This window comes from Burkholderia reimsis (assembly GCF_003294055.1).
GTDB classification, from domain to species: domain Bacteria; phylum Pseudomonadota; class Gammaproteobacteria; order Burkholderiales; family Burkholderiaceae; genus Burkholderia; species Burkholderia cepacia.
In genome coordinates this window covers 35423-50830 of sequence record NZ_QMFZ01000029.1, presented here as the reverse complement: position 1 = coordinate 50830, position 15408 = coordinate 35423, and the positions used below count along the sequence as shown (strand labels likewise).

Genomic DNA, 15408 nt, shown 5'->3' with positions numbered 1-15408 from the left:
ACGCGCGCTCCGGGGCGCGCGTTCGTCTGGCAATGGACGAGCGACCGTCCATCGCGACCTCATCCGACCCAGGCGCGTTTATGTCAGTCGCGCCGATGCGAGGTTTTCCTTGAACCAACCATAGGTCTTGCCGACACCGTCCTTCAGGCTCGTGTGCGCGGTAAAGCCCGTATCGGCAAGCCGCGTGACGTCAACCGAACGACGCGGAATCCCGACCGGCTTGTCGGACAGCCACTTGATCGGAGCGGAAATGCCTGCCGCCGTGCACACCGCATCGGCAAGATCACCCATCGAGCTTTCAATCCCCGATGCAATATTGACCACGCCGGCAGCACGATCGAGCAGGTGAATCGCCGCGCGTGCGGCGTCGTCGACATACATGAAATCGCGCGTCGTATCCGGTCGCCCCCAGACTTCCAGCGGTGTACCGTTTGCCATCGCCTGCTCGGCCTTGCGAATCAACGACGGCACCACATGGCCGTTCTCCACGTCGAACCGGTCGTTCGGCCCGTACATGTTGGTGAAAACACCGTACACATACTCGATGTCGTTGTACTTCTTCAGCAGTTCCAGATAGTGGAACGCATGGATCTTCGAATTCGCGTAGCCGTATTCGCCGAAATGCGGCAACCCCTTGAACAGGTCGTCTTCGCTCAACGGAAGGCTGATATATGGGAACGGGTACGACGCCACGGTGCCGGCAAAGAACACCTTCTCGACGGAACTGCCCGCCAGCCCCGTCAGCAGGTTTTCGTTGATCCGCGTATTCAGCGACAGGGAAGAAAGCTGGTTGCGCAGGTTACCTTGCAGCCCGAAAACCTGCGAGGCCAGATGAATCAGGTGAGTCGGACGCTCGGCGGCGATGAAGCCCTCGACCGCTTCGCGATCGAGCAGATTCAGTTCTGCGCGACGCGGCGCGACAAACGACGCCCCTGCCATCTCGAGTTGCCGGCAAACCGCCGAGCCTACGAGTCCATATCCGCCTGTTACGAAATACTTGTCCATGGATACTCCTAAATAGCCTTTTTCTTCCACAACCACTGGATGGGAGCAGAAATGAATTTGGGTATCTTCACCGAATCGTAAAGCTTGACCAGCAACGCGCGCGCGGCGGCCGCATCGACCTGCTTCACGAACGCCATCGGCTCGACAAGCTGGCTCTGCACGATTGCGGCAGCACGAAGATGCTTGTCCATATAGTCGAAACCCAGCACATCCCGCAAGATCTCGGATTCGCGCATCAGCTGATCATGATTGGAAATACGATGGTGGAAGACGTAGTACTCGTGATCGTCCACCGACGCGACGCGCACGTCGTCAAACCCTTCCCCAAATCGCTGATAGGCGATCGACATCAAGCGCTGCCAGAAATACGGAGCATAGGCGAACGTCTCGAAAACTTCACTCATCGAATCCATGCGTCGATAGAGCGTCGACGAGCACGAGAACGGGGCATTCGCGTCCATCATCGAGGTCAGCAGCGTCTGCCTCGTGAACGTCGCACGCCCCTCATGCGGCTTGCCGGTGTTCTCGAGCACGGTGAAGCCACCGGCCACATAGCTCATTTCCGGCGCCGCGTCGAGCTTCTTCCACATCGATTCGATCGTCGGCCAGACCGGACGCTCCCAAGCAGGGACGATTTGGAAAATTTCGCCCTCGGGCAACGCCCCCAGGACGGCAACGATCTTTTCGACGACTTCGTCGGCCGTACCGATGTAGTCCTTCGTATCCCGCTTGAAGCGGATGATTTCCACGCCCGCGCATGCCTGGCGGATATCCTCCTCGCGCGCGGCCGAGCTCGCCTCCGGAATCAGTGCATAGCACTTTGCATTCCGCTTGCCGGCCATGTGCATCGCGTAGGAACGGATTTTCGACGTGAATGCCGGATTGCACTCATCGGCAATGAAGAGGGTCGACAATGTGCGGCCGATTCCGTCAGTCTCGATGACCTCAAGGTGGGGCCCCGTCGCGAGGATGCGCTTGAAGTTCTCGACGAGACTGAAGCGCTCCTTGTAGATCTCCTGCGCTCGGGTCGCCCGTTCAATCGCGAGCTGCGGGTTGTCGCGAATCCACTCGACATGCTCCTCGACCTTGCGCGCCACGGTCGCCGCCGGCTCCGTCGTGTCGATATAGAAAAGCAGATCGCCGAAATTGTCGCTCGCGAATCGGTTTTGATCGCAGATAATCGGCACGCCTGCGGACAGGCACTCGAACAGTCGGCTCGACATCAACCCCGACTTGATGTGCGCATCCGACGACAGGACAAGACCGATGCCCGATTGCGCGACACGCTTGATCAGCGTTTTGCCGTCGAACGGGATCGATCCCTGATACGACGCATAGCCGTCCCAGACTCGTACGTTCTGGAACACCTCGGGGCCGTAAATATCCAGCATGCCGCGCTGATCCAGCAGCTTCATCAGCTCGTGATGGCGACCGCCTCGACCGCTCAGCGCTTCCCAGTTGATACCGCAGTAGAACAGCTTGCCGTGCCCGAGCGCGGGAGGCACCACCGGCTCGTGGACGGCATGGAACAAGGTCGGGAAGGGGGCCGTTGCCGCGCGGCCCGAGCCCTTCAGCAGTCTCCGGGCATGATCGTCGGCCACACGCGAACCGCACGACAGGAAAGCGTCGTTGGACAACGCGTTTTCCGATTTTTCCCGGTAGCTCCACTGGAAATAAAAATCGAGCGGGTTCCACAGTGCATAATAGGTAAATGCGCTCCATGCTTTCGCCGAATCGAAATGCAGTGCGAGTACGAATTCGATCTTGAGCTCATCGACATGCGTCAATGCATCGTCAACGAGAAAACCGTGTCGATTGATCGATACAGTTTCGTAACCCAGTTCCTGAAGCGCTGACTTGATCCGCAAAATGCATTCTGTTTCAGCATTTTCGATGGTGGGCCAGTAATCTACAACAGCAACGGTCTTCTTAATTTCCGTAAGAGACATATCTATAATATCCACAAAAGCCACACCAGCCGAATTCTGAAAACCATTTTCAGAGAGCTGCCGCAATCGGCCGCGCGACCCCACGCGCAAACCGCCTCCCGCCCCTGATGCCCGCCTCGCGAAGCCGCGGGCCGAGACCAGAGTGCAGCGAGCTCACGATCCGTCCGAGACCGTATTGGCAACGGCGAGCGGATCGTCGAGCGAATTGGGTTTCTTAGAACGAGAAACCGATCTTGTTACGACGCAGGTCAGCCTCGACCATCATCTGGCAGAGCTCTTCCAGCGTCGTTTTCGGTTGCCAGTCGAGATCCTGCTTCGCCTTGGCGGGATCGCCGATCAGCAGGTCGACTTCAGCCGCACGGTAGAACTTGGGATTCACGCGAACGATGGTCTTGCCGGATTTGCGATCGACAGCCACTTCGTTCTCGTCCTTGCCATGCCACTCGAGATCGAAGTCGCATGCACGGGCCGCGAGCGAGACGAAATCGCGCACGGCCGTCGTGCGATTCGTGGCAAGCACGTAGGTGTCAGGCTGCTCGACTTGAAGCATGCGCCACATACCGTCGACGTACTCCTTAGCGTAGCCCCAGTCACGCAGCGCGTTCATGTTGCCGAGCTCAAGGACGCTCGCCTTGTCCAGACGAATCTTCGCGAGCGTGTCGGTAATCTTGCGCGTCACGAACTCCTGCCCGCGAAGCGGCGACTCGTGATTGAACAGAATACCGCTCGACGCGAAAATATCATAGCTTTCGCGATAGTTGATCGTCATCCAGTGCGCATACAGCTTGGCGACGCCGTAGGGGCTGCGCGGATAGAACGGCGTGGCTTCGGTTTGCGGAATCGATTGCACTTTGCCGAACATTTCCGACGTGCTTGCTTGGTAGAAGCGAATCTTCGGGTTGACGATCCGGATTGCCTCGAGCAGGTTCACCGCGCCCAAGCCGGTGATATTGGCGGTCGTCACCGGCTGGTCGAACGAAACACCGACGAAGCTCAGCGCCGCAAGGTTGTACACCTCAGTCGCCTCGGTGGTCTGCAGCAATCGAATGCTCGAACCCAGATCGGTCAGATCGTATTCGACCAGACTCAGATTCGGATGATTGAGAATTCCCAGCTCTTCAATACGCCAGAAGTTAACCGAACTGTTCCGACGATATGAACCGTAGACACGATAGCCTTTTTCCAGCAGAAACTCAGCCAGATATGCGCCATCCTGCCCAGTGATACCGGTAATAAGAGCCGTCTTCATATTCTTCCCTAATTCAACGTAAATAATTTACCAATTACAGGCATACGCAGCCTGGACAAACGGTGGCGCCACCTGAATTCGCCGAGAATCGCCAGGAGCATCAAATCAGCCGAACCCGGAAGTATCTCAAAAACAACTTTCCGGATCCAACCAATTCAAGTCCTGGCCCACATCGCGCACGGTGTTACTTGAACGACTGGACCCCTGTCACCACTGGATAAACAACCGTGAATACCAGATTCAGGACCTTCTGGATTTCGGTGATCGGCGCGTTCGAGACGTACAACACGTCCTTGTTGTCCATCATGAAACTCTGAACGGCAAAAAATGCGTTCGGGTCGCGCAGGTCGACCCGGTACACAACCGGCACCTTGCCGTCGGCGGTCGTCCTGACCGGCTGGTCCGGCCAGTTCAGCGCCTTCGGATCCTCGAGACGGAAGATGAATACACCCTTTGCATCCGAACGCGAATCCTGCAGACCACCGGAGCGCGCGATAGCCTGCGCCAGCGTGATGCCCTGCGCCTCGAAATTGACCTCTTCGTTCTTGCCCGTCGCGCCCAGCGCAATAAAACTGTAAGGCTGGTACAGCGCCGTGATGACATCGCCCGCCCGCAACGGAACGTTCTGTCGCGGATCGCGAATGATGGATTGCAGCGGCAGCGAGGCAACCTCGTTACCTCGCGTGATCTGGATCGTGATCTTGTCCACCGACTGGCGCACACCGCCGGCCGCGGCGAGCGCGTCGAGCAAGCGCTCGCCGCGCGCGCTCAATTCCATTCGCTTGCTGCTCCCCACGTCACCTACCACGGTGATGTAGGACGTCTCGTTGCGCGCCAGCCGCACCAGTACCTGCGGATCATGCGCGATGTTCTTCAATCGCCCGGCGATATAGCGCTGCAGTTGCGTCGGCGTCTGCCCCGATGCTTTCACCGCGCCGACGAAAGGAACATTGATGTTTCCGTCACCGTCGATCACCTGAAGCGGCAGCGTTGTCACCCGCGAGCCGGCCGGCGCACTGCTCGTACCGCTGTCGGAGATGCCACCGCCGAACAGCGTTGCGGGCGGAGCCTCCCAAATCGAGACTTCGACGGAATCGCCCACACCAAGCTGCTGGCGGAACGACCGGTCGTCGCCGAGCAGGGTCGCGAAGTCCGCGTGGGCGCGCTTGGCGTACAGCTGGCGTGCAACCGAGTCGCTTACATCGATGATTTGAATACCTTGCGGATTGCCTTTCGCCGCTGCCGAATCGACCTGCGAGCGACTCGGCCCGGATGTCGGAATGGCCGAGCAAGCCACCAAGCCGACCAAGCCAACGACTGCCGTTGCCAACTGCACTCCGCGTTTCACACTTGCCATTTATACAATCCGGTCATCCAAGGATAGAGGCGGCGACAATTGTCGCACGGCGCAGAATAAATTTGCGTATACTTGCGATTTACACAATGCCGTCACCGCAGAGGTACGGGCGGCGGCAATTGTCGCACGATGCGGAATAAATTTGCGTATAGTTAGCGCAATTTCCTACACCTTAGCGTTTCCGCACGGCACGCGTGCCACACGAACATTGCATCCGTGTTAAATATTTGCCTGGATATTACGCGCCTGCTTACTCGCCGTTCGGCAGGCTTGCTGCCCACCGGCGTTGACCGGGTTGGCCTCGCTTACCTCGAACACTATCGAGCTCGCGCCCACGCGGTCATCAGCCGTGCCGGATTCCCAAGAATACTGAATGAAAGCGAATCGTCGCGAGCCTTTAATCTCCTGACCGGACCGAATCAGCACCGATTCTGCATTCGCAGTGCAATTGCCAGGGCCTATCTCGATCCGCGGCGAGTCCGCCCAGGTCGGGCCGTGCTGCTTCATACGAGCCATAACGGCATGGAGCATGTCCGCTATTACCGGACAATGCACCAACGTAGCGTCCGCGCGGTATTCATGATTCACGATCTCATTCCGCTCACGCATGCCGAGTATTGCCGCCCGGGCGTCGAAGAGAATCATCGCCGCCGCATTCATACTGCGTTGCGCTACGCCGACGGACTGATTGCGAACTCGGAAGATACGCACGCCGCGATCAAGGACGAGGCACGCCGCGCCAGTCTCTCTATGCCGCCGTGCGTTGTCGCACCGCTTGCGGCCGGATATCGTTCGATCGAACCGACGCAGCCGCCGATTCAGACACCGTACTTCGTCATGCTCGGCACCATCGAGCCGCGCAAGAACCATTGGTTCATGCTGCATGTCTGGCGACGTCTCGTCGAGCAATTGGGTCATGCAGCGCCCAAGCTCGTGCTCATCGGCCGGCGAGGCTGGGAATGCGAGAACGTCGTCGACATGCTCGAGCGCAGCGCCCCGCTGAAGGACACTGTGATCGAGCTTCCGGACTGCAGCGACGCGCAGTTGCACGCATGGCTTCAGCATGCCCGCGCGCTGCTGTTTCCGTCGTTCGTCGAAGGCTATGGCATGCCGCTCGTGGAAGCGTTAAGCCTGAAAGTGCCCGTGCTCGCCAGCAATCTGGCCGTTTTTCGTGAAATCGCGGCGGATATCCCCGACTATCTGGACCCGCTGGACGGTCCGAGGTGGATAGCACGCATCCTTGCCTACACCCGCCCTGACGGCGTGGAGCGAAACGAACAGATCGCCCGGATAGCCGGCTTTCGCGAACCCACCTGGGCGGGCCACTTCGAGCGCGTGGATCAATTCATCGATTCGCTATCCCGATGACACCCACCATGCGCCGCCGAACCACGCCCGCCGAGAGCTCCGCGTCACACCTCGCGCCCGGTGGCAAGCTCCATGAGCGCCGCTCGGCAGCAGCAAACCATGTATTGCGCCGGCGTTGCGCGACTTATCGCACGGCACTCGCGGATACCGGTGTCGTGATCGGTTCCGGCCAAGGCTCAATATGCGCCGGCCCAGTGCTGTCCGAGTGCGATCGCCGGGTGCCCCCGCTGTCCTGGTTTGCGTTCGAACCGACTGCAGCCGGCGAGCCGAGCCTCATCGCCATGCTCGAGTCGCTGTTGCACGCCAACGTCGGATCCACGGCCCAACCCCGGACGCGAGCACTAATGGAGCGCGTGCTGACATCCGATGCACTGCATGTCCGGGCACGCATTCAGCCATTGCCCGACGCCTGGCATAGCGCGGCCGGCCGGCCGCGCATCCTGCTCATCGACGAACGGACGGTGTCCCACGCAGATCCATGCTCGGGCCGACGTCAGCGACGCCTCGGCTTCGAAGCCATGGTGCAGGCGGCACAGGTGGCTCACCCGGACGCAGAGTTCTGGCTGCTCCCTTCCGCGGACCGCGGGAGCGGGCGCTGGATGTCGACGCTGACGAAACTGCCGCCCGGAACAAGGCGACTCGAAGTCGAGCACTCGCTGCACGAGGTCCTGGGGACGTCGGATGCCGCTTATGTCGTCGCGGCATCGGAAGGCATGGGCGCGCTGCTCGCAGGCGTTCCGCTACACGTATTCGGCGCCCCCTACTATGCCGGATGGGGCCTGACTCACGACCACCTGGCATTGCCTCCACGACGGCGATGCGATTCCGTCGACAGGCTGTTCGAGACAGTCTTTCTAAAAGCTGCCAGTTACCTCGATCCCGTGACATACGGTCGCGGAACACTGGATGCAGTCCTGAGCTTCATCGAGCTCCAGCACTCGGTGGCCCGGCGTTTTTCGGATCTGACTGCAGTCACCGGCGTTGCCTTTCAATGGTGGAAACGACCTTTCGCAACGCCCTATCTAACCGCAGGCGGCGGCCGGCTCCGCTGGGCAAGACGTGCATCCGACGTCGAGGTCGGCGAAATCGCCGCGATCTGGGGCGGGCGACCGTCCGCGGGACTGCATGACGATATCCGACACGTCAGAATCGAAGACGGTTTCCTGCATTCGACCGGTTTGGGCTCCGACATGGTGGCTCCGTGCAGCCAGGTCATTGACCGTCTTGGTATGTACTTCGATTCCGGCCGTCCCAGTGAATTGACGGCCATTCTGAATACCGCCGAATTCACCGACGCCGAACTGCAACGCGCAGCCGCATTGCGCGAAGCAATCACGACTTACGGGCTGACAAAATACAATCTCGGACGACACCGACCGGATTGGGTCGCCCCTGCCGGCGCGCGGGTCATACTCGTCTCCGGCCAGGTAGCCGACGACGCATCGATTCGGCTCGGCACGCAAGGAATCTCGACGACGGAAGCCCTGCTGGATGAAGTACGTGCGCGCCGCCCCGACGCATTCATCGTCTACAAACCCCATCCGGACGTGCTGTCGGGCAATCGCATCGGACATCTTGGTACGACCGCGGTAGCCGACGTTGTCGATCCCGCGTCGGACTTGATCTCGCTGATCGAAGTCGCCGACGAAGTACACACGCTCTCGTCGTTGTCCGGTTTCGATGCCCTGCTGCGCGGCAAGGAAGTGCACACGTACGGATTGCCGTTCTATGCCGGCTGGGGACTGACATCGGATGCCGTCCCGCAACGCTGGCGCGAACGGACATTGACGCTCGACATGCTGGTCGCTGCTGTATTGCTGCGCTATCCGGTGTATTGGGACTGGCGACTCAAACGCTTCACGTCGGCGGAAGCCGTGGTGCAGCGGCTCGCCCTGACCGCGAATCGCCCGCTCGCCGCAGTCCGCTCGCGGCAGGTTCGATTTCTCATCAAGGTTGTCCGCTGGACGCGCAATGCACTGGATCATCTCGCCTGGAGACTGCGCATGGCTTGATGCACGGACATGAATATTCAATTCTGAAAAATCGTTAAAGCTGGATCCGAAACATTAGAACTGCCGATTCGCCTGCATTCAACGAACGGTGTCGACGTTTATATCTTGGAGCAACGCAATGATTTACCCGGTGATTCTGTGCGGTGGAAGCGGTACGCGCCTTTGGCCGATGTCTCGCGGCGGTTATCCCAAGCAATATCTGAAGCTTGCGGGCGAAGATACGCTGGTTCAGCAAACGGCGCTGCGCGCCAGCCATATTCCGGATGTCGCCAACCCGATCGTTGTCACCAACAACGATCAACGCTTCCTCGTCGCCGAACAACTACGCCAGGTCGGCATTACGCCGTCGTCCGTCGTACTTGAGCCCGTCGGGCGCAACACGGCCCCCGCCATTGCCATTGCGGCGCTACTGGCGCTGCGTGAATCCCCGGACGCCGTGCTGCTCGTGCTGCCGTCCGATCATGTCGTCCAGAACGAAAAGGCCTTCATCGACGCCGTGCTCGCAGCAGCGCCGATCGCGGCAGATCGTCATCTCGTGACGTTCGGCATTACACCGACCGAGGCTCACACGGGCTACGGCTACATCCGCCGCGGCCACGCCGCGGCAGATGGCAAATCCGTCTATCGCGTCGACGCATTCGTCGAAAAGCCTGACGCGCCGACCGCCGAGCGCTTCCTTGATGACGGCAGCTACTACTGGAACAGCGGCATGTTCATGCTGAAGGCGTCGAGCTATCTCGACGAACTCAAGCGCCATGCGCCGGAAGTTGCCCGCCACGCTGAACTCGCGGTCGAGACGTCGCGTCGGGACGCCGATTTCATCCGCCTGGATCCTGATGTATTCGACGCCTGCCCGAACATTTCGATCGACTATGCCGTGATGGAAAAAACCGAACTCGCCGCTGTCGTCGAGGCCGCAAACCTTGGCTGGAACGATATCGGCTCCTGGACTGCCCTTGCGGATATCGCTGCACTCGACACTGAACGCAATGCCAAGATCGGCGACGTATTCTCCCACGAGACCACCAACTCTTACGTCCGTGCCGATCACCGTATGGTTGCCACCATCGGTGTCGATAATCTGGTCATCGTCGAGACGGCTGACGCCGTGCTCGTCGCACATCGCGACAAGACTCAGGACGTCAAGAAAATCGTCGAATGGCTCAATGCATCGGGACGTCACGAATCGATCACGCATCGCCGCGTCGTACGTCCGTGGGGCGATTATGAAGGTCTCGATCAAGGCGACCGTTTCCAGGTCAAGCGCATCGTCGTAAAACCCGGCGCACAGCTGAGCCTGCAGATGCACCACCACCGCGCCGAGCACTGGATCGTCGTCAAGGGCACGGCAATGGTCACGAACGGCGACAAGGAAATCATGCTGACCGAGAACCAGTCGACCTACATCCCGCTCGGCGCGACCCACCGGCTGACGAACCCCGGCAAAATCCCGCTCGAACTGATCGAAGTCCAGTCCGGCGCGTACCTCGGCGAGGACGACATCGTCCGCTTCGAAGACACCTACGGCCGCGCCGCGTCGTAATCACGGCAAAATCCGGATCGCGCGCCGCACACGGCCGCGATCCCAATACGCCTCCAAAACGGGCAGCACGCACCCGCGTCCTGCCCGTTTTCCATTACGTCAAGCAGTGTCAGACAGGTTGCCGCCCCTCCCGGCTCAGGTTATAAAAGCGCCACCCACCCGGTGCATGCGCCGCCCTTTCTACCCCTGACTTCGGAGAACGCATGATCGATCTCGCCACCGCCCAGCAATTCCTGATGACCCGCGGCCTCGACTTCGGCCTCAACCTCCTCGCCGCGATCGTCTTGTGGTTCGTCGGCCGCTGGGCGATCCGCATCGGCACCCGCCTGCTCGGCAAGGTCGTGCGCCGCAGCGGCAAGGTCGACCCGACACTCACCGACTACCTGACCTCCGTCGTCGGCGTGCTGCTGACGATCCTGCTGATCCTCGCGATCCTGCAGATCTTCGGCGTGCAGACCACCTCGTTCGCCGCGCTGCTTGCCGGCCTCGGCCTCGCGATCGGTACCGCCTGGGGCGGCCTGCTCGCGCATTTCGCCGCCGGCGTGTTCATGCAGGTGCTGCGTCCGTTCAAGATCGGCGACGTGATCAACGCGGGCGGCGTCACGGGCACGGTCAAGGAGCTCGGCCTGTTCGGCACGACGATCGTCACGCCGGACAACATCGTGACGATCGTCGGCAACAACAAGATCTTCTCGGACAACATCGCCAACTACAGCGCAACGTCGTATCGTCGCGTCGACCTGACCGCGAAGATCGCGAACGGCGTCGATGCGGTCGACGCGATCAACCGCCTGAAAGCGTCGATCCAGCAGATCCCGAACGTGCTGACCACCCCGGCGCCGGACGTCGGCGTGCTTCAGTTCACGCCGGAAGGCCCGCTGCTGTTCGTGCGCCCGTCCACGCAACCGGAAAACTACTGGCAGGTGTACTGCGACACCAACCGCGTGATCCTCGAGACGTTCCGCGACGCGCAATACCCGACGCCCGAAACACCGCTCTTGCATCGCAGCGCATGACGGCGGCACCGGACGAAAAAAAAGCGTGGCACCCGCCACGCTTTTTTATCGACTGAAGCAAAGCCCCCGCTCAACGCCCACCCGCCTTCGGCACATTATCCGACTGCTTCCCCCGCACCAGCTTCCACACCGCGCCGAGCGCGACCGGCACGATCGCCGCACCGATCCCGACCAGCACGATCACGTTCAGGTACTGGCGGATGAACGGGATGTTGCCGAAGAAATACCCGAGCAGCACGAGCAGCAGCACCCACACCAGCGCGCCGATCACGTTGAACAGCTGGAAGCGCGCGACGCTCATCGACGAAGCGCCCGCGACGAACGGCGCGAACGTACGCACGACCGGGATGAAGCGCGCGAGCACGATCGTCTTGCCGCCGTGCTTGTCGTAGAACGAGTGGGTCTTCTGCAGCGCGGCGCGGTCAAGGAAGCGCTCGAGCACCGGGATATGCGTATTGAACACCTTCGGGCCGACCCAGCGGCCGATCAGGTAGTTCACGGTGTTGCCGGCGATCGCCGCGACGAGCAGCAGCACGATCAGCGCGCCGACGTTCATTTCGCCCGTCGCCGCGAACGCGCCGCCGATGAACAGCAGCGAATCGCCCGGCAGGAACGGGAACACGACGAGCCCCGTCTCGCAGAACACGATCAGGAACAGCACGAGATAGACCCACGCGCCGTACTGCCGGATGAAATCGCCGAGGAAGGCGTCGATATGCAGGACAAGGTTGACGAAATGAAGCAGCGTATCCAAATGCGATTCCTCGAAGGCGATAGGGCCGGAACGGCCGAAACAGGCCAGGCTTGGCGGAAGCGCCCGCCGGCCAAGGCGGCGCGCGAAACGGAGCCATGATACCGAAACTACCTTAAGGCTCCGTGAAAAAACGTAACGCTCCGCCGCCCCGGCACGCATCCGCCGCCTCGCTATAATTCGGCCATGTCCGAAATCACCGAAACGGCCGCGGGCGACACGCCCGCCCCTGCTCCGCGCCCGCTGCGCGCGATCCAGCCCCTGCCCGACCAGCTGATCAGCCAGATCGCCGCCGGCGAGGTCGTCGAACGTCCGGCGTCGGTCGTCAAGGAACTGCTCGAGAACGCGATGGACGCCGGCGCCACGACGCTGCGCATCGTGCTGGAAGAAGGCGGCGTCAAGCGCATCTCGATCACCGACGACGGCTGCGGGATTCCGCCCGACGAGCTGGCGCTCGCGCTGATGCGCCATGCGACCAGCAAGATCCGCTCGCTCGAGGAGCTCGAGGCGGTCGCCACGCTGGGTTTCCGCGGCGAAGCGCTCGCGTCGATCGCGTCGGTCGCCGAGATGTCGATCACGAGCCGGACGGCCGATGCCGCGCATGCGATGAAGATCGACGCGCAGACGGGCGTGCTGTCGCCCGCCGCCGGTGCGACCGGCACGACGATCGAGGTGCGCGAGCTGTACTTCAACACGCCCGCACGGCGCAAGTTCCTGAAGAGCGAGCAGACCGAGTTCGGCCACTGCCTGGAAATGATCCGCCGCGCGGCGCTCGCGCGGCCGGACGTCGCGATCTCGGTGCTGCACAACGGCAAGGCCGTCGAGCACTGGAACGCGACCGAGCCCGCGCAGCGCGTCGCGAAGATCCTCGGCGACGGCTTCGCGACCGCGCACCTGCCGCTCGACGAACAGGCCGGCCCGCTTGCGGTCTACGGCTGCGCAGGCCTGCCGACCGCGAGCCGCGGGCGTGCCGACCAGCAATACTTCTTCGTCAACGGCCGCTTCGTGCGCGACAAGCTGCTGACACACGCGGTGCGCGCGGCCTACGAGGACGTGCTGCACGGCGACCGCTACCCATCGTACGTGCTGTTTCTCGACCTGCCGCCGGAGGCCGTCGACGTGAACGTGCATCCGTCGAAGATCGAGGTACGCTTCCGCGATTCGCGCTCGATCCACCAGTACGTGTTCCATGCGGTCCAGCGCGCGCTCGCGCGCCATGCGGGCGCGTCGCCGGAAACCACGGCGGGCGGCCATGCCGCGCATATCGAACCGACGCCGCGCGGGCCGTCGTCGTTCCTGGACACGCCGCTCGGGCAGAGCCAAGGCCACGCGACCGGCGGCATCGGTGGCACGGGCGGCAGCGGCTTCTCGTCGCCGTCGTCCTCGTCGGCAGGCAACACCTGGATGCGCCAGGCACGGATGACGCAGGGCACGCTGCCCGTCGCGCAGCCGCTCGCGCTCTACGACGCGATGTTCGGCCGCAAGGATAGCGGCGCCGGCACACCGGACGGCACGACCATCATCGCGCGCGATTCGGCCGACACGCCGCTCGCCCCGCTGCCCGGCTTCACCGTATCGCCGATCGCCGCCACCGCGCACGACGAGCAGCCGCTCGGCTTCGCGCTCGGCCAGATCCACGGCATTTACGTGCTCGCGCAGAACGCGCACGGGCTCGTGATCGTCGACATGCACGCGGCACACGAACGGATCCTGTACGAGCAGTTCAAGAACGCGCTCGCCGACCGCTCGGTCGCCGTGCAGGCGCTGCTGCTGCCGATCTCGATGACGGCCACGCCGGTCGAGATCGGCACGGTCGAGGAAGAGCGCGACACGCTCGAATCGCTCGGCTTCGACCTGGCGGTGCTGTCGCCGACGACGCTCGCGATCCGCGCGGTCCCGGCGCTGCTGAAAGATGCCGACCTGCAGTCGCTCGCGCGCGCGGTGCTCGCCGACCTGCACGCGTTCGGCGGCTCGCGCGTGCTCACCGAGCGCCAGCACGAACTGCTCGGCACGCTCGCCTGCCACCACGCGGTGCGCGCGAACCGGCGCCTGACGCTCGACGAGATGAACGCGCTGCTGCGGCAGATGGAGGCGACCGAACGCGCGGACCAGTGCAATCACGGCCGGCCGACGTGGTATCAGCTCACGCTGAACGATCTCGACCGCCTGTTCATGCGCGGACAATGAGCGCTCCACCGCAGTCCTCTCCGACGACGATCGCCTGCCTGCTCGGCCCCACCGCATCGGGCAAGACGGCCGCGGCGCTGGCGCTCGCCGCGCGCCGCCCGATCGAGATCGTCAGCGTCGATTCGGCGCTCGTCTACCGCGACATGGATATCGGCACCGCGAAGCCTTCGCGCGAAGAGCGCGCGAGCGTGCCGCACCACCTGATCGACATCATCGATCCGGCCGACGCGTATTCGGCCGCGAGTTTCCGCGCCGACACGCTGCGCCTGATCGGCGAAATCATCGCGCGCGGCCGCACGCCGCTGCTCGCGGGCGGCACGATGCTGTACTACAAGGCACTGACGCAGGGGCTCAACGACCTGCCCGGCGCCGATCCGGACGTGCGTGCGACCCTCGATGCCGAAGCCGCGCGCGATGGCTGGCCCGCCCTGCACGCGCGACTCGCGCAGGTCGATCCCGACACGGCCGCGCGGCTCGCGCCGAACGATTCGCAACGGATCCAGCGGGCGCTCGAAGTGTTCATGCTGAGCGGGCAGCCGATGTCGGTGCTGCTCGCCGCCCCGCGACGCAGCGACGATGCGGCCGCCGCTTACCGCTTCGTGCCGGTCGCGCTCGAACCGTCCGATCGCGCGGTACTGCACGCACGGATCGCGCAGCGCTTCGATGCGATGCTCGACGCGGGCTTCATCGACGAAGTCGAGCGGCTGCGCCGTCGCGAGGATCTCCATCCCGACCTGCCGTCAATGCGCTGCGTCGGCTACCGGCAGGCATGGGAATTCCTCGACGGCGACACCGATTACCGGACGATGCGCGACAAGGGCATCTTCGCGACGCGCCAGCTCTGCAAGCGCCAGATCACCTGGCTGCGCGCGATGCCGGAGCGGATCGTCGTCGACTGCATCGCGCCGGACGCCACGGCCCGCGCGCTCGACGCGCTCGAACGCGTGCTCGACGGCGGCACGCCGGCCTGA

The 15408-nt window shown here is 62.4% G+C and carries 11 protein-coding genes; 6 read left to right on the top strand and 5 right to left on the bottom strand.

The window, feature by feature from the left end:
• Window positions 1-78 precede the first annotated feature (78 nt).
• From DPV79_RS28560 to DPV79_RS28545, 4 genes are all read right to left on the bottom strand, one after another.
• Window positions 79-1035, bottom strand: coding sequence for an NAD-dependent epimerase/dehydratase family protein (locus DPV79_RS28560; protein WP_133295738.1), 957 nt, complete (start codon window positions 1033-1035; stop codon window positions 79-81).
• Window positions 1014-2954 carry a glycosyltransferase family protein gene (locus tag DPV79_RS28555; RefSeq protein WP_133295737.1) on the bottom strand — a complete coding sequence of 647 codons (1941 nt, stop codon included), beginning with the start codon at window positions 2952-2954 and terminating at the stop codon, window positions 1014-1016. Before DPV79_RS28555 ends, DPV79_RS28560 begins: the two co-directional genes overlap by 22 nt.
• Window positions 2955-3168: 214 nt before the next feature.
• Window positions 3169-4203, bottom strand: coding sequence for a GDP-mannose 4,6-dehydratase (gmd, locus tag DPV79_RS28550; protein ID WP_113047065.1), 1035 nt, complete (start codon window positions 4201-4203; stop codon window positions 3169-3171).
• A 184-nt stretch (window positions 4204-4387) separates the two neighbouring features.
• A complete protein-coding gene (locus DPV79_RS28545) occupies window positions 4388-5560 on the bottom strand; it encodes a polysaccharide biosynthesis/export family protein (RefSeq protein ID WP_113047064.1) in 1173 nt (390 codons plus the stop codon).
• A 216-nt stretch (window positions 5561-5776) separates the two neighbouring features.
• Here DPV79_RS28545 and DPV79_RS28540 point away from each other — a divergent pair, with 216 nt between their 5' ends.
• The 4 genes from DPV79_RS28540 (at window position 5777) to DPV79_RS28525 (ending at window position 11499) form a co-directional block, all read left to right on the top strand.
• Window positions 5777-6928: a glycosyltransferase family 4 protein gene (locus tag DPV79_RS28540; RefSeq protein ID WP_113047063.1), complete on the top strand. Its 1152-nt coding sequence runs from the start codon at window positions 5777-5779 to the stop codon at window positions 6926-6928.
• On the top strand, window positions 6925-8940 hold the full coding sequence (locus DPV79_RS28535; protein WP_244321827.1) for a capsular polysaccharide export protein, LipB/KpsS family: 2016 nt from the start codon (window positions 6925-6927) through the stop codon (window positions 8938-8940). Before DPV79_RS28540 ends, DPV79_RS28535 begins: the two co-directional genes overlap by 4 nt.
• A gap of 118 nt (window positions 8941-9058) precedes the next feature.
• A complete protein-coding gene (locus DPV79_RS28530) occupies window positions 9059-10483 on the top strand; it encodes a mannose-1-phosphate guanylyltransferase/mannose-6-phosphate isomerase (protein WP_113047062.1) in 1425 nt (474 codons plus the stop codon).
• A 203-nt stretch (window positions 10484-10686) separates the two neighbouring features.
• Window positions 10687-11499 carry a mechanosensitive ion channel family protein gene (locus DPV79_RS28525; protein WP_048022350.1) on the top strand — a complete coding sequence of 271 codons (813 nt, stop codon included), beginning with the start codon at window positions 10687-10689 and terminating at the stop codon, window positions 11497-11499.
• Window positions 11500-11569: 70 nt separating this feature from the next.
• On the opposite strand, the gene DPV79_RS28520 is transcribed toward DPV79_RS28525, so the two are convergent.
• Complete coding sequence (locus tag DPV79_RS28520) at window positions 11570-12253, bottom strand: DedA family protein (RefSeq protein ID WP_060207031.1); 684 nt, start codon at window positions 12251-12253, stop codon at window positions 11570-11572.
• A 183-nt stretch (window positions 12254-12436) separates the two neighbouring features.
• Here DPV79_RS28520 and mutL point away from each other — a divergent pair, with 183 nt between their 5' ends.
• Both mutL and miaA read left to right on the top strand, forming a co-directional pair.
• A complete protein-coding gene (gene mutL / locus DPV79_RS28515; RefSeq protein ID WP_060320027.1) occupies window positions 12437-14437 on the top strand; it encodes a DNA mismatch repair endonuclease MutL in 2001 nt (666 codons plus the stop codon).
• Complete coding sequence (gene miaA / locus DPV79_RS28510) at window positions 14434-15408, top strand: tRNA (adenosine(37)-N6)-dimethylallyltransferase MiaA (RefSeq protein WP_113047061.1); 975 nt, start codon at window positions 14434-14436, stop codon at window positions 15406-15408. Before mutL ends, miaA begins: the two co-directional genes overlap by 4 nt.